This is a genomic window from Brevundimonas sp. UBA7664 (assembly GCF_002483305.1).
GTDB lineage: Bacteria > Pseudomonadota > Alphaproteobacteria > Caulobacterales > Caulobacteraceae > Brevundimonas.
Genome location: NZ_DLHQ01000062.1, coordinates 1 through 20,112, shown reverse-complemented (window position 1 = coordinate 20,112; position 20,112 = coordinate 1). Strand labels below are relative to the sequence as shown.

At 70.6% G+C, this 20,112-nt stretch carries 17 protein-coding genes; 9 read left to right on the top strand and 8 right to left on the bottom strand.

Features of this window, described 5'->3' with window-relative positions:
- The first annotated feature begins 99 nt into the window (after positions 1–99).
- From B2742_RS14625 to B2742_RS14615, 3 genes are read left to right on the top strand one after another with little or no spacing between them, the layout of a single operon-like run.
- Entirely contained in the window at positions 100–981 is an 882-nt protein-coding gene (locus B2742_RS14625; protein ID WP_292067721.1) for a cell division protein FtsX, read from the top strand.
- A gap of 9 nt (positions 982–990) precedes the next feature.
- Entirely contained in the window at positions 991–1,620 is a 630-nt protein-coding gene (locus tag B2742_RS14620; RefSeq protein WP_292067719.1) for a YdcF family protein, read from the top strand.
- Positions 1,621–2,391 carry a lysophospholipid acyltransferase family protein gene (locus tag B2742_RS14615; protein WP_292067716.1) on the top strand — a complete coding sequence of 257 codons (771 nt, stop codon included), beginning with the start codon at positions 1,621–1,623 and terminating at the stop codon, positions 2,389–2,391.
- On the opposite strand, the gene pdeM is transcribed toward B2742_RS14615, so the two are convergent.
- Both pdeM and B2742_RS14605 read right to left on the bottom strand, forming a co-directional pair.
- Complete coding sequence (gene pdeM / locus B2742_RS14610) at positions 2,330–3,061, bottom strand: ligase-associated DNA damage response endonuclease PdeM (protein ID WP_292067714.1); 732 nt, start codon at positions 3,059–3,061, stop codon at positions 2,330–2,332. The genes B2742_RS14615 and pdeM overlap by 62 nt on opposite strands.
- A gap of 202 nt (positions 3,062–3,263) precedes the next feature.
- The gene (locus B2742_RS14605; protein WP_414633077.1) at positions 3,264–5,669 is read right to left on the bottom strand and encodes a ligase-associated DNA damage response DEXH box helicase; all 2,406 of its coding nucleotides are present in this window, start codon (positions 5,667–5,669) and stop codon (positions 3,264–3,266) included.
- Positions 5,670–6,043: 374 nt separating this feature from the next.
- Here B2742_RS14605 and B2742_RS14600 point away from each other — a divergent pair, with 374 nt between their 5' ends.
- From B2742_RS14600 to hisC, 4 genes are read left to right on the top strand one after another with little or no spacing between them, the layout of a single operon-like run.
- Entirely contained in the window at positions 6,044–8,875 is a 2,832-nt protein-coding gene (locus B2742_RS14600; protein ID WP_414633076.1) for an ATP-dependent DNA helicase, read from the top strand.
- Between the two features lie 11 nt (positions 8,876–8,886).
- The gene (locus tag B2742_RS14595) at positions 8,887–9,936 is read left to right on the top strand and encodes a DUF2125 domain-containing protein (protein ID WP_292067707.1); all 1,050 of its coding nucleotides are present in this window, start codon (positions 8,887–8,889) and stop codon (positions 9,934–9,936) included.
- Positions 9,936–10,631 carry a hypothetical protein gene (locus tag B2742_RS14590; RefSeq protein ID WP_292067705.1) on the top strand — a complete coding sequence of 232 codons (696 nt, stop codon included), beginning with the start codon at positions 9,936–9,938 and terminating at the stop codon, positions 10,629–10,631. The genes B2742_RS14595 and B2742_RS14590 overlap by 1 nt, the downstream gene beginning before the upstream one ends.
- A gap of 16 nt (positions 10,632–10,647) precedes the next feature.
- Positions 10,648–11,739 carry a histidinol-phosphate transaminase gene (hisC, locus tag B2742_RS14585; RefSeq protein WP_292067703.1) on the top strand — a complete coding sequence of 364 codons (1,092 nt, stop codon included), beginning with the start codon at positions 10,648–10,650 and terminating at the stop codon, positions 11,737–11,739.
- Positions 11,740–11,745: 6 nt separating this feature from the next.
- Here the strand turns inward: hisC and B2742_RS14580 are convergent, their stop codons facing one another.
- The 4 genes from B2742_RS14580 to B2742_RS14565 all read right to left on the bottom strand — a co-directional run bounded on the left by B2742_RS14580 (position 11,746) and on the right by B2742_RS14565 (position 16,748).
- Positions 11,746–12,063: a hypothetical protein gene (locus tag B2742_RS14580; RefSeq protein ID WP_292067700.1), complete on the bottom strand. Its 318-nt coding sequence runs from the start codon at positions 12,061–12,063 to the stop codon at positions 11,746–11,748.
- Complete coding sequence (locus tag B2742_RS14575) at positions 12,063–12,872, bottom strand: TIGR02186 family protein (RefSeq protein ID WP_292067698.1); 810 nt, start codon at positions 12,870–12,872, stop codon at positions 12,063–12,065. Before B2742_RS14575 ends, B2742_RS14580 begins: the two co-directional genes overlap by 1 nt.
- Positions 12,869–13,792, bottom strand: coding sequence for a sulfite exporter TauE/SafE family protein (locus B2742_RS14570; RefSeq protein WP_292067695.1), 924 nt, complete (start codon positions 13,790–13,792; stop codon positions 12,869–12,871). Before B2742_RS14570 ends, B2742_RS14575 begins: the two co-directional genes overlap by 4 nt.
- 124 nt (positions 13,793–13,916) lie before the next feature.
- Positions 13,917–16,748, bottom strand: coding sequence for a tetratricopeptide repeat protein (locus tag B2742_RS14565; RefSeq protein WP_292067692.1), 2,832 nt, complete (start codon positions 16,746–16,748; stop codon positions 13,917–13,919).
- Between the two features lie 219 nt (positions 16,749–16,967).
- Between B2742_RS14565 and B2742_RS14560 the strand changes: the two genes are divergently transcribed.
- Entirely contained in the window at positions 16,968–17,174 is a 207-nt protein-coding gene (locus B2742_RS14560) for a hypothetical protein (RefSeq protein WP_292067689.1), read from the top strand.
- Positions 17,175–17,246: 72 nt separating this feature from the next.
- Positions 17,247–17,753 carry a pyridoxamine 5'-phosphate oxidase family protein gene (locus tag B2742_RS14555; RefSeq protein WP_292067686.1) on the top strand — a complete coding sequence of 169 codons (507 nt, stop codon included), beginning with the start codon at positions 17,247–17,249 and terminating at the stop codon, positions 17,751–17,753.
- A gap of 59 nt (positions 17,754–17,812) precedes the next feature.
- Here B2742_RS14555 and argF read toward each other — a convergent pair whose 3' ends face one another.
- Together argF and B2742_RS14545 are read right to left on the bottom strand one after the other, a co-directional pair.
- On the bottom strand, positions 17,813–18,727 hold the full coding sequence (gene argF, locus B2742_RS14550; protein WP_414633075.1) for an ornithine carbamoyltransferase: 915 nt from the start codon (positions 18,725–18,727) through the stop codon (positions 17,813–17,815).
- A 14-nt stretch (positions 18,728–18,741) separates the two neighbouring features.
- On the bottom strand, positions 18,742–19,938 hold the full coding sequence (locus B2742_RS14545) for an aspartate aminotransferase family protein (protein WP_292067683.1): 1,197 nt from the start codon (positions 19,936–19,938) through the stop codon (positions 18,742–18,744).
- Positions 19,939–20,112 lie beyond the last annotated feature (174 nt).

Sequence of the window (20,112 nt, the reverse complement as noted above, 5' to 3'; positions counted from 1 at the left end):
CACCACGGTGCTGATCGCCAGCCATGACGAGGCCCTGGCCGAGCGGTCCGGCGCGACGGTGCTGCGGCTGGAGGGCGGACGCCTGACGGGAGGCGCGGCATGATCGCCCGCCTTTTCAACGGCCGCGCGCCCCTGCTGCCGCGCGGCGCGGGGGGCGAGGCCTGGCTGGCGGGGCTGATCGCCGTCCTCTGCTTCCTCGCCTGCCTGTCCGCCGTCGGCGCCGTTTCGGCGGACCGCGCCGCCCACGGCTGGGCCCGCGAGCTGCGGGCCGAGGCCACGGTGCAGGTCCGCCCGCGCGTCGGCGAGACCGGGGCCGAGGCCGCTGCCCGCGCCGCCCAGACCCTGGCCGGGGTCGAGGGCGTCGACGAGGCCGAGGCCATGGACCGCGAGACCGCCGAGGCCCTGTTGCGCCCCTGGATCGGCGACGCCGTCCTGCCCGACCTGCCCATTCCGCATCTGGTCACGGTGCGGCTGGACCGGTCCGCCCCGGCCAGCGCCGTGACCCTGGGCCGGGCCCTGGCCGAGGCCGGGCTGGACGCCACCGTCGACGACCACAGCCTGTGGCGCGGCGAGGTCGAGCGGTCGGCGGGTCTGATCACCCTCCTTGCAGCCGCCGCCTTCCTGCTCACCGCCGGCGCCGCCGGAGCCGCCGTCGCCTACGCCACCCGGGCCGGGATGGCGGCGCAGTCGGGGGTGATCAATACGTTGAGCCTGAACGGCGCCTCGGACGGCGCCATCGCCGGCCTCTTCCAGGCCCGTTACGGCCTGCTGGCCGCCGGGGCGGGAGCCATCGGGGCGCTGGTCGCCATGGTCCTGGTCGCGGGCCTGCGTTTTCTCGGCGGGGCCGAGGGCGTGACCCCCGCCCTGCCGCTGGCCTGGAGCGACCTGTTGATTCTCTCGCCATGTCCGCTGCTGGCGGCTACGGTGGCGCTTGTGGCGGCGCGATTCACCGCTCTGGCGCGGCTGAAGCGGGGTCACTAGGTTAAGCGCATGAAGTTTCTGACCTTCATCGCCATTCTGGTGCTGATCTGGACGATCGGCCTGTTCGCCTTCGCCGATCGCGTGCGCGGCTTCACGCCTGCGCCCGAGCCGACCCGCGCCGACGCCATCGTGGCCCTGACCGGCCCCTCGGCCGAACGGGTCAACGCCGCCATCCGCCTTCTGGAGCAGGACAAGGGCCAGCGGGTGCTGATCTCGGGCGTCAACCGCGAGGTCCGCCGCCAGGAGCTGCGCGCCCTGACCCCCGGTTCGAACCGCCTGTTCAACTGCTGCGTCGACCTCGGCTTCGAGGCCGAGGACACGGTCGGCAACGCCCAGGAAATCGCCGCCTGGGCGGACGCCAAGGGCTATGACAGCCTGATCGTGGTGACCTCGGACTATCACATGCCCCGCGCCCTGACCGAGATCCGCGCCGCCGCACCGGGCGTCGAGCTGACCTCCTATGCCGTCGAGACGCCGTCGCTGGACAATTCCCGCTGGTGGAGGGCCGCGGTGACGGCGCGGCGTATGACGCTGGAATATATGAAATACCTCGCCGCCCTGGCGCGCGCGACCGTCGGCGGCGGCCGAGCCGTTACGGCCGAAGCGCCCGCCGACGCCCCGGCTGAAAAGGCCGCCTGAGTGGTCACCATCCGGTCGCTGCTGTTCGTCGCCTGGCTCTATCTGTCGATGGCCCTGTTCGCCGTCGGCCTGTCGCCGGCCCTGCTGATGCCCTACCGTCAGGCGATGTGGGTGATCCGCAACTGGTCGAAATTCTGCCTGTTCGGCCTGCGCTGGATCGCGGGGGTCAGGGTCGAGTTCCGGGGCGTGGAACATATGCCGGTCGGGGCCTGCCTGATCGCCGGGAAACACCAGTCGATGCTGGATGTCATCGCCCCGTTCGCGGTCCTGCCCGACAACTGTTTCATCATGAAGAAGGAACTGGCGCCCCTGCCCTTCTTCGGCTGGTTTGCGGTCAAGACGAAGATGATCGCCGTCGACCGTTCGGCCCATTCGAAGGCGCTGAAGGACATGGTCAGACAGGCGCGCCTGCGGTTCGCCGAGGGCCGTCAGATGCTGATCTTCCCGGAAGGCACCCGTGCGCCCGTCGGCGCCCCCGCCGACTACAAGCCCGGGATCGCGGCGCTGTACCGCGACCTCGACTGCCCCTGCACCCCGATGGCGACCAATTCGGGCGTCCACTGGCCCGCACACGGGTTCCGCCGGTACCCGGGGACGGTGGTCTATGAGTTTCTGCCGGCGATCCCGGCGGGTTTGAAGCGGGACGCGTTCATGGCGCAGCTGGAGGAGCGGATCGAGACGGCGTCAAACGCGCTGCTTGTGCGAAACCCTATCGCAGCGCCTCCCACGCCAGCGCATGCACCCGGTCCCGTCCCAACGCCGCAGCCATAGGCGGCTCTCCGAACAGCCCCGCGATCGCCGGGTCCCGCACATCCAGCCCGCCCGTGAACGCCCCGAACGCCGGCAGCACCGCGCGCCGTCCGTCCGTCACAAAGGCCGGCCGCCGCACGCCGCGCCCGTGCGCCGCGACCCGCGCCGCCGGGTGCAGGTGGCCGGCGATCTCGCCCGGTTGCACGCCCGGCTGCGGCTCATGGATCAGGCGCAGGGAGCCCAGCGCCATCGTTTCCACCACCTCGCCCACGAGATCGTCCATCGCCCCGGCGAGGGCGGCGATGTCGTGGTTGCCCTCCAGCCAGATCCAGTCGCGGCCCGCCGCCAGCCGGTCCAGCCGCGCCTTGTCGTCCGTCGCCATCCGGCTCACCGAGGCCGCGTCGTGGAAGCTGTCACCCAGCAGCACGACCGCCGCCGGCTGCAGGGCGTCGATCTCGGCCTCAAGCCGGTCCAGCGTCGCCCGGCTGTCGTAGGGCGGCAGCATCTGGCCGCGGGCGGCAAAGGCCGAGCCCTTCTCCAGATGCAGGTCGGCCGCGATCAGGGTCTGATGGTTCAGCACCCATAGAGCCCCCGAACAGCGCAGCACGCAGGGCTCGCCTTCGATGGAGACGCGCAGGCCCCCGCTGGGGCAGCGCGCCGGGGACAGGGCCTGCTTCAGCGCGGCGTTCATCGTCCTTCTCCCATTGGGAGAAGGTGGCCGCAAAGCGGTCGGATGAGGGTCGACGGTTGCAGTCGGCGTGAGCCGTCGCAGGGATCGGGGTGCGGCTTACGCCGACTGAAACCGTCGACCCACACCCTTTCGCCTTGCCGATCGCTTCGCTCCCGGAGGCTCAAGCCCTCTCCCAATGGGAGAGGGGGCTGTGGGCGCGCCTTCACGCCATCACCTCGGCGATCAGCTCCGCCTCGTCGAATCCATAGGCATTGGCGTCGAGGATCATCTCCGCCGCCTGGCCGCCGCCGACCCGCTCGCGCCCGATCTGGACCAGCACCGGCACGCAGAAGGGTGAGGGCCGCTCCAGCGGCACATGCCGGATCTGGCCCCGGATCCGCTCGAGCAGCTGGCCCAGCCGGGCCACGTCCAGCAGGCCCGCGGCGGCGTCGGCGCGGGCGGTCTTGAGCAGCAGATGGTCGGGCTGGTGGCGGCGCAGCACGTCGTAGATCAGGTCCGTCGAAAAGGTCACCTGCCGCCCGGTCTTCTCATTGCCCGGCTGGCGCTTCTCGATCAGCCCCGAGATCAGGGCGCAATTGCGGAAGGTGCGCTTCATCATGAAGCTCTCGGCCAGCCAGCTCTCCAGATCGTCGCCCAGCATGTCGGGTTCGAACAGGGCGCCGAGGTCGAGACCATCCATCGGCTTGATCGACCAGATGGCCAGGGAATAGTCGGTGCAGACGAACCCCAGCGGCCCGACGCCCAGCCGGTCCAGCCGCCGCGTCAGCAGCATGCACAGGGTCGCATGCGCCAGCCCGCCCTCGAACGGATAGGCGACGAGGAAATGCCGCGAGCCGCGCGGGAAGGTCTCGACCAGCAGGGTCCCGGCGTCGGGAATGACCGACCGCGCCTCCTGCAGTTCCAACCACTCCTGCACGTCGGGCGGCAGCACGCGCCAGTGGTCGCGGTCCTGGATCATGGCCCTGACCCGGCTGGCCAGCGACGTCGACATGGGGAATTTGGAGCCGCCCCATGACGGGATCTTGGGGTCCCTGTCCTGGGCATGGGTGACCAGCGCGTCCATGCCGTTGATGCCCTGGAAGGCCCAGACCTGGCCGGCGAAGACGAAGGTGTCGCCGGGGGACATCTGTTCGAAATAGTTCTCTTCCGCCTCGCCGACCTTGCGGCCGCCTATCAGCTGTTTCGACGCCCCGCCGCGGCGCGAGGCGATGCGCACGTTCAGGGTCGCGGCCGCCACGATGGTCCCGACGTTCATCCGGTGCCGCTGCGCCGTCTGGGCGTTGCGCACCTTCCACTTGCCGTCCTGCGTCCGGACGATCCGCGCGAACCGCTCATAGGTGCGCAGGGCGTAGCCGCCGGTCGCGACCAGATCGACCACCTCCTCGAACTGTTCGTACGTGAGCCCGCGATAGGGGCCGCAGCCCGTAACCTCCGCATACAGATCATCCAGGGCGAAGGGCTCGGAGCAGGCGCAACCCATGACGTGCTGGGCCAGAGTGTCGAGCGTGCCGGTATGCACCGGCTCCCAGTCGAAGGCGTTCTCGGCCACCGCCTCGCGCGCGGCCTGGCATTCCAGCATCTCGAACCGGCTGGCGGGCACCATCAGGGCGCGCGACGGCTCGTCCAGCCGGTGATTGGCCCGGCCGATCCGCTGCACCAGCCGGCTGGCCCCCTTGGGCGCGGCCAGCTGGATGACCAGATCGACGTCGCCCCAGTCGATGCCGAGATCGAGCGTCGAGGTGCAGACCACGGCCCGCAGGTCGCCCCGCGCCATCGCCGCCTCGACCTTGCGTCGCTGCTCGGCGGCCAGGGAGCCGTGGTGCAGGGCGATCGGCAGGTCGTCGTCGTTGATGGCCCACAACGACTGGAAGACGAACTCCGCCTGCCAGCGCGTGTTGACGAAGATCAAGGTCATTCCGGAGCGTTTGAGCGCCTCATAGACCTCGGGGATGGCGTGCTGGCCGGTATGGCCGGCCCACGGCACCTTGCCCTCGCTGACCAGCACATCGACCACGGGCGGCGCGCCGGGGTCGCCGCGGACGATGGCGACGGGGGCCTCCACACCGGGCCTCAGCCAGTCCGCGATCATCTCCGGATCGTCCACGGTCGCGCTCAGCGCCACCCGCCGCATGCCCGGCGCGAACTGCTGCAGCCGACCCAGGCCCAGCGACAGAAGGTCCCCCCGCTTGCCGCTCCAGATCGCATGCACCTCGTCCAGCACGACGCATTTCAGGTCGGCGAAATACGCCCGCGCCCCGTCCCAGGCGCAGAACAGGGCCAGCTGTTCGGGCGTGGTCAGCAGGATGTCGGGCGGATTCTCCCGTTGCCGCTGCTTCTTCGACTGTTTCGTATCGCCCGTCCGGCTCTCGACATGGATGTTCAGCCCGATCTCGCGGATCGGGGTCATCAGATTGCGCTCGACGTCGGTGGTCAGGGCCTTGAGCGGCGACAGATACAGGGTGTGCACCCCCGAACCGGGCCCGAACGCCGGCCGCGGCCCCCGCTCGGCGAGCTCCACCAGAGACGGCAGGAAGCCCGCCAGGGTCTTGCCGCCGCCCGTCGGCGCGACCAGCAGGGCGTGCGACCCTGCCTCGGCGGCCGCGATCATCTCCAGCTGGTGCCTGCGCGGCGACCAGCCGCGCCGCGCGAACCAGTCGGCGAAGAGGGGGGAAAGCGCTACCCCCGTCTCGCCGGCTAGTCCTCGCACGAAATCATCGCGCCCCGAGCATCGTAACAGGCATCGGGATTCAGAAAGGCTCCCGGGTTTGGTCCGACGACCAAGAACAGCGCGGCGACCAGCATCAATGCTACGACGATGCAGGCCATCACAATGTTGGACACCTTCAGTTGTGGCTTGCGTGCGGACATGACCGGCAGGATAGGCGCATAGGTCCAACTCCGCCAGATGTTCCCGTTCCGTTTCGTGCCGTTAGCCGCTATCAATCGGTCGTGTCCACCGACTCCCTCACCTCCGCCGCCGCCCTGACCGGCGCCGAGCCATGGCTGGCCCTGCCGCCGGCGCTCGCCGTTCCGCCGGGCGCGGGGGCGATCTGCGATGGCGAGGGCGCGAGGAAGATCGGGCGGGGTGCGGCCGAGGGGGCCTTCACCACCGCCCCCGTCATGGTCGCCCACGCCAGCCTGACCGCCCGCCGCCTCGGCATCGCCCCGCCGGCCCGCTCGACCGAGTTGCTGGACGTGCTGGAGTTGTTCGCCTTCGTCCGGCCCGCCCGCTTCTGCGCCCCCTCGCCCAGCGGCCTGGCCCTGGCCATGGGGATGAGCGAGCCGAAGGGCGCCGAGGCCCAGGCCGAGGCCCTGCGCCACGCCGCCGACGGCCTGCTGCGCGAACTGGCTGACCCGGCCTATCCCGACCGCGAGGCCGCCTTCACCCTCGCCGAGACCCTGGGCCGCGCCGGCTGGTCGTGGGCCTGGCGCGTCTCGGGCGCCCTGCAGCACCTACCCGTCCGCGACCGCAACCATCGCGGCAGCGGGCTCGACGTCTGGTCGCGCCTGCCGGAATGGGAGGACGAGGCCCCGCGCGGCGAGGCCGGCTCCGCCCCCGTCGACAGCGAGAGCGCCCGCATCCGTCTCGAAAAACTGCTTCAGGCCTCGGGCCTCGACGAGACCCGCCCGACCCAGTCCGACTATGCCGCTGAGGCCGCCTACGCCTTCTCGCCGCGCAATGAGGAGGGCCGACCCCGGTTCCTGCTGGCCGAGGCCGGCACGGGCACGGGCAAGACCCTCGGCTACCTCGCCCCCGCCAGCCTGTGGGCCGAGCGCAATCAGGGCGCCGCCTGGGTCTCGACCTACACCCGCGCCCTGCAGCGTCAGATCGACCGCGAAAGCGCTGCCCTGTGGCCCGATCCCGTGGAGCGCAAGAAGAAGACCGTCGTGCGCAAGGGCCGCGAAAACTACCTCTGCCTGCTGAACCTGCAGGACATGGTTCAGGCGGCCCAGCTGGGGAACGGCGACCTGATCGGCATGGCCCTGGCCAGCCGCTGGGCCATGCATACGCGCGACGGCGACATGACCGGCGGCGACTATCCGGGCTGGCTGCCCGGCCTGTTCGCCACGGGCCCCAGCCATCAGGCCAGCGCCGCCAACCTGGTCGACCGGCGCGGCGAATGCGTCCACGCCGCCTGCCCCCACTACCGCACCTGTTTCGTCGAGAAGACCATCCGCGCCAGCCGCCGGGCCGACCTCGTCGTCGCCAACCACGCCCTGGTCATGACCCAGGCCGCCTTCGACGGCGCCCGGTCGGCGCGCGGTCTGAAACAGGATGGCGAGACGGCGGCGCTGAAGCGGATCGTCTTTGACGAGGGCCACCATCTGTTCGACGCCGCCGACAGCGCCTTCTCGGCCTGCCTGTCGGGACAGGAAGCCGCCGAGCTGCGTCGCTGGTTGCGCGGGCCCGAGGGGCGCGGACGGCGCGGGCGCGGTCTGGAGCAGCGACTCGGTGACCTCTGCGCCGACAACGAGGCGGCGACGAAAGCGCTTCAGGACGCGGTCCGCGCCGCGGCGCAGCTGCCCGGCGAGGGCGTCTCCGGCCGCATCGCTCCGGCCTCGGGCGAGGTCAATCCGGTCGGGCCGATTGAGCGCTTCCTGCTGGCTGCGCTGGAACAACTCCGGGCACGGACGAGCGAGAATGCGTCCGGCAGTGGCGTCGAATTCGGCATGGAATGCTCGCTGCGCCCCGTCACCGAGCCGGTGCTGGAGGCCGCGCGCGAGGCCGCGCAGGCGCTCGCCGCTGTCGAAGCGCCGCTGCTGGCCCTGTCGCGACACCTCGAGGACATCCTCGACGACGAGGCGGCCGATCTGGACGGCGCGTCGCGCGCCCGCATCGAAGGGGCCCTGCGCGGTCTCGATCGCCGCGCCCGCATGACCCTGCCCGGCTGGCGCTCGATGCTGGCGGCGCTGGAGGTGTCGTCCGACGAGCCCGACCCCGACTTTCTCGACTGGCTTTCAGCGGAAGCCGCGTTCGGCCGCATCATGGACGTGGCCCTGCGCCGCCACTGGATCGACCCGACCGTGCCGCTGGAGGCCGCGGTGATCATGCCCGCCCACGGCGTGCTGGTGACCAGCGCCACCCTGTCCGATCCGAACGCGGACGATCCCTTCGACATGGCCCGGCTGCGCACCGGCTCGGCCCGGCTGATCGAGCCGGCGCGGACGCTGAAGGTCGAGAGCCCGTTCGACTATGCGGCCAATGCGCGGGTCATTGTCGTCAACGACCTGGTCAAGGACGACACCCGCCAGACGGCGGCGGCCATGCGCGAACTCTTCCTCGCCGCGGGCGGCGGGGGCTTGGGCCTGTTCACCGCCATTCGAAGGCTGAAGGCGGTCTATGAGCGGCTGGGTCCCGATCTGGCGAAGGCGGGCCTCCCCCTCTACGCCCAGCACGTCGATCCGCTGGAAGTCGGGGCGCTGGTCGATGTGTTCCGCGCCGAGCAGGATTCCTGCCTGCTGGGCACCGACGCGGTCCGGGACGGGGTCGATGTGCCGGGCCGCAGCTTGCGCATCCTCGCCTTCGACCGCGTGCCCTGGCCGCGGCCCGACCTGCTGCACAAGGCGCGCCGCCTGCGCTTCGGCGGCGAGGGCGGCGGCGGGCGCAATTTCGACGACGCCCTGGCCCGCGCCAAAATGGCCCAGGCCTTCGGCCGGCTGATTCGCCGCGCCGACGACAAGGGCGTCTTCGTCATGCTGGACGCCGCCGCGCCCACGCGGCTGTTCGCCAGCCTGCCGCCCGGCACGGACGTGCAGCGCATGGGACTGGCCGAAGCGGTGGAGCAGGTTGGCGCGTTCCTCAAGGCAGACTAGACCCATCCTCGATGACCGATACGCACCCGACCCCGACCCGCCACCCCCGCCGCGGCCTCGCCGCGCCCTTCATCATCGTCGGCCTGCTGCTGGCCGGCTGGACCGGCTGGTGGTTCTATCTGGCGACCCAGATCGAGACCCGGCTCGAGACCCGGGTCGAGTCCTTGCGGCAGGACGGCTGGACCATCACCCATGCCGATGTGACGACCACCGGCTGGCCCTTCCGGGCGCGGGTGTCGATTCCCCACGCCGAGATTCTGGCCCCGTCCGGCCACGGCGTCGCGGCGCCCGAACTGGTCGCCGAGGCCAATGCCTGGAACCCCGACCGCTGGGTCATCATCGCTCCCGACGGCCTGACCCTGACCCGCGCCGGCAAGGGCAAGGTCGGCATCGGCGGAGACGGCCTGCGCATGAGCATCAGCCATCTGACCGACCGGTTCCCCGATCTCAGGGCCGAGATGATCCGGCCGACCTTCACCGCCCACGGCGACGCCGAACCCTTCCCCATCGCCTCTGCCGAGCGCATCCAGCTGGAGACCCGGCCGCACCTCACCGACGGGATCGCCGCGACCGACGAGATGGATGTGCTGTTCCGGCTTGTCGACGCCCGGGGCCGCCCGGGCGGCCCGGTCGAGGGCGCGACGCGTCAGGGCCGGCTCAGCGCCGACATCGAGGCCACCGTCGTCGGCGCCAGCCGCCTGCGGGGTATGGATTCCGCCGGGGTCTTCGCCGCCTGGACCGCGGCGGGGGGACGGTTCACCCGGGTCCGGGGCCGGCTGAAGGCCGGGGACAGCACCGCCGTCATCTCCAGCGACGCCCTGTCGGCTGGTCGCGACGGACGGCTGCAAGGCGCGCTGGCGCTGACCGCCGAGAAGCCGATGGCGGCCATCTCCGGCCTGGCGGGATCGCGCTCGGGCGCGGTCAACCGCATGGGTGCGGCTGGCGCGGCGGCGGCCACGGCGGCCTCGGGCGACCGGGGCGTCGATCTGGTGGTCCAGTTCCGCGACGGCCGCACCTGGCTGGGGCCCTTCGCCCTGGCCCCGGCGCCGCGGCTGTTCTGATGCCGCCGGCGCTCCTGAGCGAGCCTGACGGCGACGCCGAACGACTGGCGTTGGACCGGGCCGTGGCCGAGGCCGTGCGGCGGCGGATCGCCGCCGGCCCGCGCCCGACCCCGGATGCGGACGCCATCGCCCTGCGCGCGCTCCTGACCGGCCTGTCGAAGACCGAGACCGCCGCCGTCCGCGCCGTTCTGGGCCGGGTCGACGCCGCCACAGGCGCGCCGCTGGTGAGCTGGGGTCAGACCAGCCAGGTCCTCGCCGCCGACCGTTTCGGCCTGGCCGCGCGAATTGCCGCGGAGCCAGAGCCGGCGCTCGTCGCTGTCCGCGAGGGCGGGCGCGCGCTGATGGATCTGACGCCGGGCAAGGCCTGGTGGGGCCGGCTGCTGGCGGAGCCCGGCCTGCGCGTGGTCGCCGCCCTGCCCGACGACCGCCATGGCCTGCCGCGGACCCTGATGGTGCAGCAGGCGGAACCGGGTCCGACCGGCGACGACCGCACCTTCTGGGCCACCGACAGCACAGCCCCGGACGCCCGTATCATCGAGGCGCTCGGCGCCGCCGGCCTCGCGGCCAGCCCGCTGATCGCAGCGGGCGGCTTGAAGCTGTTCATGCTCGCGGGCTATGTGCAGGCCGAGGACGGGCGGCTCGCATCCGCGCCCGGCAGCCTTTCCGGCGTCATCGGCGCCGCCCCCCAGTTCTGATATCGAGGACCGCCCCATGACCGACGCGCCCGCGCCCAAGCCCGGCATTCTCGACATCGCCCCCTATGTCGGCGGCAAGTCGCGCATCGACGGCGTGGCCGAGCCGATGAAGCTGTCGTCCAACGAGAACGCGCTCGGCGCGGGTGAGAAGGCGCGCGAGGCCTATGCGGCCGCCATGGGCCAGATCCACATGTACCCGGACGGCCGGGCCTCGAAGCTGCGGACGGCGGTCGCCGACCATCATGGGCTGGAGCCCGAGCGGCTGATCTTCGGCAATGGCTCGGACGAGGTTTTCGCCCTGCTGAACCAGACCTATCTGACCGCCGGCGACAATATCGTCAGCGGCAAATACGGGTTCCTAGCCTATCGCATCAGCGCCCTCGCCAACCAGGCCTCGGTCAAGCTGGCGCCCGAGCCCGACTTCCGGCTGACGCCCGAGGCTATCCTGGCCGAGGTCGATGACCGCACCCGCATCGTCTATGTCTCCAGCCCCTCGAACCCGACCGGCAGCTACAATACGGCCGAGGAGATCCGGCGCCTGCACGAGGCCCTGCCGCCGCACATCCTGCTGGTCATCGATGAGGCCTATGCCGAGTTCGTCGCCGAGCCGGACTGGGAGACCAGCTTCCCCCTGGCTCGCGACAGCGACAACATCATCGTCACCCGCACCTTCTCCAAGATCCACGGCCTGGGCGGCCTGCGCATCGGCTTCGGCTATGCGCCGTTGAAGGTGGCCGAGGCGGTCGACCGCATCCGGCTGCCGTTCAATGTCTCCGTCCCCGGCATCGAGGCCGCGGTCGCCGCCCTCGGCGACGAGGCTCACCAGAAGGCCTCGCGCGATCTGGTCCACGCCTGGCGGCCGCGCCTGACGCAGGCCATCAAGGGCTTCGGCTTTGACGTCTTCCCCTCGGCCGGAAACTTCGTCCTGGTCCGCTTCCCCGACGAGGCGCGCAACGCCGCGGCGGCCAACGAGTATCTGAACTCGAAGGGGATCATCGTGCGTCCGGTCGGCGGCTACGGCCTGCCCGACTGCCTGCGCATCACGGTGGGGACCGAGGACCAGAACCGGGCGGTGATCGACGCGCTGAGCGAGTTCGCGGCGGGCTGATACAGACTAACGCCCAATCCACCCTTTCAGCAGCGCCGTCATCGTATCCAGGAGAACGACTATCGGGATACCGACGGCCCCGAGGACGCCGATCCACATCGCCCAATAGCCGGCGATGTGGCGTAGATTGGTTTTGTCGAAGCCGTAGAGTGGCATCTCGCTCAAGGCCAAAACCAACAGGCAGAGGCTGACCCATGCGATCAGGCAGCCGTACGCGATCGCGGAGCGCTTCCAGCCGAGGGATTTGGGAAGCAGTCGAACGACGACGAGGCGAAGAGCCAGAACGCTCAGGAAGGCGATCGCAATTTGTGTGAGCGCCGGCATCACTGCCGTCTGAACACCCGGCTCGCCCCCCATCCCGTGAAGGCCGCCAGCAGGACGGACAGGATCCCGTAGCTCCACGGCCGCCGGTGGGCGAACTCATAGACGTCGCGCTCGATGCCGACCTTTTCGACGGTCAGGGTCAGGTTGCTGACCGAGACCGGCTCGCCGTCCTGGAACAGCCAGACCTCGGCGAAATACTGGCCGGTCGGGGCCACGGCGGGCAGCTCCAGCTCGGCGCGGAACAGGCCGGCGTCGACGAACTCCACCCCGTCCGGGTCGGTGTTGTACAGGGCCGCCGCCTCGCGCAGCCGGATCACGGCGCGGCGGTAGTCCAGATAGTCCTCGCCCAGACGGCTGACGACCACGTCGCGCACGCCATAGCGGGTGACGGTGCGGCTCTCCTGCGGGGCGTTGATGCGCAGGTGATCGAGGCCCACGCCCAGCCGCCTCAGCTGGCCGAAGTCGGCGATGTCGGACAGCGGCCGCGTCGAGGCCGTCATGTAGAAGCCCGGCGCGCCCTCAAACAACACAGGCCGGCTGTTGAGCCAGAAGCCCATGTTGCGGGTCTTCTTGACCAGACGGACCGGCCCGTCGGGGCCGCGCACCACGACCACCACATCGGCCGGCCGGTCGGTCGGGTTGAACACCGCGCCATAGAGGACGATCGAGGCGCCGCTGAAACTGGAATCGACCCGGACGCGGGCGTCGGTCATGGCGGCGGCGACGCGGATCTGGCCGACCGTGCCGACGGAGCGTTCCGGGGCCGGCGCGGAGAGGACGGGCGGCGGCGGGGGCAGGGTCGGGATCATTCCGTCACCCCCGGCGCGAAGGCGAACAGGTCCGACGGACGGACGAACAGGTCCAGCCCCATCTGGATGCCGACCAGGAGGACGATCAGGCCCAGGAAGGCCCGCAGGACGTCGGGCCGGAACCGCCCCGACAGCCGCGCCCCGTACTGGGCGCCGACGACCCCGCCCAACAGGAGGAGGGTGGACAGGACGATGTCGACGGTCTGGTTGCGGCCCGCCTGGAGGATGGTGGTCATGGCCGTGACGATGATGATCTGGAACAGGCTGGTGCCGACCACCACGCTCGCCTTCATGCGCAGCACATAGAGCATGGCGGGCACCAGGATGAAGCCGCCGCCGACCCCCATGATCGCCGACAGGACCCCGGCGAAGCCGCCCAGGGCAAACGGCGGGATGGCGCTGATGTAGAGGCCCGAGCGCGGGAAACGCATCTTCAGCGGCAGGCCGTAGAGCCACAGCGGCCGGCGACGCTCCTTGTGCGGCACGACCTCGCCGCGGACCCGGCGCAGGATCTGGCCGAGGCTCTCGTAGAGCATCAGGGTGCCGATGGCGCCGAGGAAGAGCAGGTAGGAGACCGCCACCGCCATATCGGCCTGGCCGAGCAGACGCAGATAGCGGAACAGCTCGACTCCCAGCAACGCGCCGACGACGCCGCCGACCGCCATGACCCCGCCGATCCGGTAATCGACCGCCTTCTGGCTGGTGTAGCTGATCACGCCCGAGGTCGAGGAGGCGACGACGTGGCTGGCCTGGCTGGCCACGGCCACCGCCGGCGGGATTCCCATGAAGATCAGGATCGGCGCCATCAGGAAGCCGCCCCCGACGCCGAACAGTCCGGACACGAATCCGACCACCGCGCCCAGCAGAACCAGGAGCGGCCAGTTCACCGAAACCTCGGCGATCGGCAGATAGATATCCAAAGGACGCGCCTTCGGCTGGAACTGAGGCTAGGCGCCGGAAAGGCGACGACGGAAGTGCTGGTGTCCTAGACCCACCCGATGGCCCCCGCCACCCGATGCGCCAGAAAAGCTCGGGTCTCGCGTCTCAGGCGAGCGGCTCGACCGTGAACCGGTCGGCGTCCGCCCTGGCCTTGCCGCGGGCCGCCGCCGGGACGGATTCCCGCAGGCGCTCGACCGCCGACTGGGCGTCGCCATCCCCGGCGCGCGCCGCGATCAGATACCATTTGTAGGCCTCGGTCAGGTCGGGCCGGATGCCGTCGTCGCCGGTCTCATAGAGCCGTGCGACGTTGTACTGGCTGTCGACCAGGCCGGCTTCAGCGGCCCGCTTCAGCCAGGTCATGGCTTCGTCCCGGTCCGGCTCCCCGCCGGCGCCGTCGAACAGATACATACCGTAGGCGTGCATGCCCCGGGCGTCGCCGCCGTCGGCCGCGCGACGCATCCACGCCCGCGCCTCCGACAGATTGACGGCGACCCCCTTGAGCCCGTCCTGATAGAGGCCGGCCAGGTGCAGCTGGGCCGGCGTATAGCCGGTTGCGGCAGCCTGTTTCAGGGTTTCGATTCCGGCGACGTCGTCCGCGTCCAGCAGTTCAGTCGCCCGTTGGTACAGTTCCTCACCGCGCGCCAGTTCGGCCGGGGTCGGCGCGGCCGGAACCACAGCCAGAGCGGCGATGGGCGAGGCCGTCTCCGCGCCCGGCAAGCCGGGGATGCTGAGACCCGAGCCGGTCAGTTGTCCCGTCGCATAGACGCCGCCGGCGGTGAGCAGCACCGCGACGGCCGAGGCGCCCAGCGCCTTGCGGACCGTGCCGCCGTCCTTGGCGGCCTGTTTGTCGAGGCGTTCCTGCAAACGCGATTTGCCGCCGCGCTTCAGGCCGAAGCCCGAGCGGGCGGGTGCCTCCGCCTCCGGAGCGGCCATGGCGGCGCGGGCCGCGTCGATGGTCTGGCGCGTCGATGAGGCGCGCCCTTGCGCCGCCGCGGCGCGCAGGGCCCGCGGGTCGACGAAATCCGTCTCGCCGTCGAACTCGTGATGTCCGGGATCAAAGGCGCCCGGCTCGCGATTTCCGGGCGCGGTCGCGGCCAGCGCATCCGAAACATCGGCGCCGCCGAACCCCTGTCCGAAGGCGGTCGGGGCGGAAGGCTGGTCCGGCTGGACGGCAGGAGCCGCGGCCTGGAAGGGCGGCGGCGTGAAGGCCGGGATCTGCGGCGCGGGCCCGACGTCCTCGGCCAGCGAGGTGGCCGCGGGACGGCTGCCGAACGGCGTCGGCGCGACCGCGGGCGGCGAAGCCTCGTCGGCGCGCTCCCCGCGCATGACGGCGTCGAAGAGGGCGTCGGCGGCGAGCGCGGCGCCGGGCGACGGCGCGGCGGCCGGTTCCGGCGGCGCCAGGTCGGCGGACCAGGCCTGCTGCTCGGCATAGATCGGATCGTCGAACACGGTGTCCGCGAAGGGCGCGTCCGGGAAGGCGGCGTCGGGGAAGGCGGCCGCCCGCCAGTCCGAATCCGGGGCGACCGGCGCGGGCTGGGCCGGCTCGGCGCGGCGCTCGATATTGCCGCGCGCCTCGGCGATCAGGGCGGCCGTGCGCTCTTCCGACATCCGCATACGCTCGGCCAGTTCGCCCGAGGCGCGGTCGTAGCCCTGTTCGATACGGGCGGAACTGTCGGCGAGGCGGCGGCCGATGTCTTCCAGCGCCTGCTGCGAGCGCCGCTCGGACTGGGCAATGCGTTCGCTCAGCCGGTCGGAGATGCGGGTGATCTCGCCGCCGAGTTTCTCCAGCGCCAGGGCGTGACGGTCGTCGGTCGCGGTCAGCCGTTGCTCGATGCCCTGGGCGAACCGGCCCATGTCGGTCTCGACCTTGCGGCTCAGCTGCTCGAATCGGACCGGCGTATCGGTCTCGATCGACTGGACCCGGCCGTTCAGGTTCTGGGCGATGCGCAGGACCTCGTGGCCCATGGCCTCGACCGCCTTGGCGGAGCGTTCCTCGGAGGTCTTGACCTGATCGCCGATGGCCAGCACGGCGCGCTCGATGCGGTCCATCCGGCCTTCGGTCTCGGCGGTGTCGAGCCGGCGCATCATCTCGGCGCGATTGCCCTCGACCTGACGGCTCAGCGTCTCGGCCAGCTTTTCGAACCGGGCCGCCTCGCGGGCCCCCTCGGGCTCGACCCGCGACTCGGCGGCGCGCAGCCGCTGGTCCAGTCCGGCGAAGGAGCTCTGCAAGTTCCGGAGCGCCTCGGCGGTCCGGTTCTGGGCCTGATCCAGCCTCTGACCGACCTGGGCCAGAAGGTCGGCGCCGACGCCGGGGCCGGCGGCCTTCTCGACCGCGTCCATCCGCTGGCGCAGTTCGTTGACGCCCGAGCGCTGGCGCTCCTCGATGTCGTACAGGCGGCCGGCGAGCGCGCCCATCGTGGTCTCGACCTTGCCGAAGGTCTCGGCGGTCTGGGGGCCGATCTCCTGCTCGAAGCGGCGCAGGCGCTTGTGCCCCTCGCGCAGCTCCTCGGCGATGTCGTCGATGCGGCGGCCATAGGCCTTGCCGGTCTGGTCCTGCCCTTCCAGCCGGCGCACCAGGCCGGAGACGGCCTGGTCGACGCCCTGGATGGCGACGGTCGAGCGGCGCTCGGCGGCCTCCAGCCGGGCGGCGATGGCGTCGATCGAGGCGCCGAGACGCTGCAGCTGGTCTTCGCTGGCGCCCGATCCGTAGGCGTCGTCCACGCGGCGGCTGCGGCCGCGCCGGTCGATGCTCTCGGCGGCATGGGGACGGCGCGACAGGGGCGTGAAGCCGCCTTCGTCGTCGTCGCCGTCTTCCATGATGATCGTGTTGAGCCACTCGCCCAGCGTCATGCCGGAGCGACGGGCGAGGTCCTTGGCGATCTCGCGCGCCTTGGGCTCGATGCCCTTCACGCTCCAAGGCGCCGCGGCTGCGCTCACTGATTCGTCTCCCGACCCATATGTCGAACGCTAAACGCCAAGATGATGGGTGTAAACGCGTGGTTAACCCCAAGATATAGCGGTGTCCCCATCTTCCTGTGGAAAGCGCCGCGACCCGATGAATATCTCGCGCCGACGTGGTTAACGGCAGATGAAGATTAACCTCCCGGCAAGGAATTCGCCCTTGCGTCGGGACCTCCGACGGACCACCTCGCGCGGATGACTCTGACCGTCACCCTCGCCCTGTTTGTCGCCGCCCTGGCCCTGGCCGTCTTCGCCGGCTGGAGGGGCTCCCGGCCCTGGGACCTGACGCGCGGCGTGCGCATGATCCCGTGGCGTTTCATCATGCTGCTGTCCGGCGCTGCAGTCTTCATCCTGGCCATCCACCTCGGGACCCTGATGGGCGTGCCCCAGCGGCCGTACTAGGCGACGCCCGGCCGGAACCGGTCCGGCCTCCGGTCATTCCTGATCCACCCCCCGAGATCAGGAGATGCACCGATGGGCGACAAGACCCTCACCGCCGCCGAGGCCGAGAAGGAATTCTGGGACCACCTCAAGACGTCCAACACCGGCATGCTGGGCCTCGACCAGCCCGGCTATCACAGCCAGCCGATGACCGCCTTCCGCGAGGAAGAGACCGGCACGATCTGGTTCTTCACCCGCGACGACACCGACCTGGCGAAGGATGCCGCCATTCCCGACCAGTCGGCCATGTTCACCTATGGCTCGAAGGACCAGGAGGTCTGGGCCTGCATCCACGGCACGCTGTCGGTGGCCCCGCGCAATGCCGCGCTGATCGACAAGCACTGGAATCCGATCCTCGCCGCCTGGTATCCCGAGGGCAAGGACGACCCGCACCTGACCCTGCTGCGCTTCGACGCCGACGACGGGCGCATCTGGGTGTCGAAGAAGGGTCCGGCCCGCTTCTTCTATGAGGTCGCCAAGGCCAATCTCACCAAGACCTTGCCCGACGCCGGCGGAGTCGCGGACGTCAATCTGCAATAGGCGCCGTCGGGTATGCGACGGACTGAAGGGGCGGTCGAATGGCCGCCCCTTTTTGCTGGCTAGCCCGCGAAACACCACGCCAGCACGGCCTTCTGGGCGTGGATGCGGTTCTCGGCCTCGTCCCAGACCAGCGAGCGGGGGCCGTCGATGACGGCGTCGGTGACCTCCTCGCCGCGGTGGGCGGGGAGGCAGTGGAGGAAGACGGCGTCGCCGGCGGCGGCGTCCATCAGCCGATCATCGACGCCATAGCCTTCGAAGGCTTCCAGCCGCGCCTCATAGTCGCCGTCGCCCATCGACACCCAGGTGTCGGTGACCACGACGTCAGCGCCGGCCACGGCCTCGCGCGGGTCGCTGGTCAAGGTGACGTGGTCGCCGCCGCGGGCCAGGTCGTGCAGGTCGGGATGATAGTCGGCCGGGCAGGCCACGTTGAGGTGGAAGCCCAGTTTCGGCGCCGCGTGCATGAAGCTGTGGCAGACGTTGTTGCCGTCCCCGACCCAGGCGATCGTCTTGCCGGCGATCGGGCCGCGGGCCTCCTCGATGGTCATGATGTCGGCCAGGATCTGGCACGGGTGCGAGCGGTCGGTCAGGCCGTTGATCACCGGCACGGTCGAGACGCGGGCGAAGCGTTCGACGTCCTCGTGGCTGTTGGCGCGGATCATCACGGCGTCGACCATGCGCGACAGGACGCGGGCCGTATCCTCGACCGGCTCGCCGCGGCCCAGCTGCATGTCGCCGGCGTTGGCGATGATCGAGGCCCCGCCCAGCTGGCGGATGGCGGCGTCGAAGCTGAAGCGGGTGCGGGTCGAGTTCTTCTCGAAGATCATCGCCAGGACGCGGTCTTTCGCCGGCGCATCGGCGTCGGCGCGGCCCTTGGGCCAGCCCTTGCGGGCCGACTTGCGGGCGTGGGCGTCATCGACGATGGCGCGCAGGTCCCCGGCTTCCAGTCTGTAGAGGTCGAGGAAGTGGCGGACCATCTTCAGGTCTCCGGTCAGGCCGCGGCCAGCTTCGCGCGGGCGAACTCGCAGGTCTTCTCGAGACGTTCGACAGCCTCGCGGGCTTCGTCCAGCGTGAAATTCAGGGGCGGCAGGATGCGGACCAGATTGTCGCCGCCGCCGGCGACCAGCAGATGCGCCTCGTCGCGGGCCCAGCCCATGAATTCGCGGTTGTTCGGGACCAGCTTCATGCCCATCAGCAGACCCTTGCCGCGCACCTCGACGATCACGTCGGGGAAGCGCTCCTTCAGCCCATGCAGCTGCTGCTTCAGATAGCCGGCGATCTCGTTGACGTGGGCCAGGGTCTCAGGCTTCGAGATCTCGGCGAAGGCGGCGGCGCCGACGGCCATGGCCAGGGGATTGCCGCCGAAGGTCGAGCCGTGCACGCCGACGACCATGCCGGTGGCGGCGTGGTTCGTGGCGAGGCAGGCGCCGATGGGGAAGCCGCCGCCCAGGGCCTTGGCGATGGCCATGATGTCGGGGGTCATGCCCCCCCATTCATGGGCCCACAACTTGCCGGTCCGGCCCATGCCGCACTGGACCTCGTCGAAGATGATCAGGACGCCGTATTCGTCGCACAGCTCGCGCAGGCCGCGCAGGCAGACCTCGGGAATGGCGCGGCAGCCGCCCTCGCCCTGCACTGGCTCGACGATGATGGCGGCGGTGTTCGGATTGGCGATGGCGGCCTTCAGGGCCTCATGGTCGCCGAAGACCAGCTGGTGGAAACCCTCCATCGGCGGGCCGAAGCCGTTGGTGTAGCTGGGGTTGGCCGCCGCGTTGATCGCGCCGTAGGTCCGGCCGTGGAACGAGCCGTCGAAGCCGTAGATGTCGATCCGCTCGGGCTGGCCGTTGGCGAAATGAAACCGGCGCGCCGTCTTGATCGCGCACTCGACCGCCTCGGTGCCCGAGTTGGTGAAGAAGACGACGTCCGCGAACGACTTTTCGCACAGGGCGTCGGCCAGGGCTTCCTGCCCCGGGATCTTGAAGATGTTGGAGACATGCCACAGCTTCTCGGCCTGGTCCTTGACCGCCTGGACGAGGATCGGATTGGCGTGGCCGAGGGCGTTGGTCGAAATGCCCATGACGCAGTCGAGGTATTCGGTCCCGTCCTTCGCCCACAGACGCGCGCCCTGACCCCGATCCACTTCCAGCGGCGCACGGTTGTAGACACCCATCAGATGTTCAGTGGACACGGGGAAGACCTCCAAAAGCGAGACGGCCCCGCCGCTGAAGAGCGCCGGGACCGCTGGAATAAGGGTCAGGCCTTGTCGGCCGGAGGACAGTGTTAGTCAACACCGGGCGCGGAACCGCAGGCAGGCGCAAGCGCCGCTTGCCGACAAGCGGTCAGGGAGGGCGCGGAGCGGCCG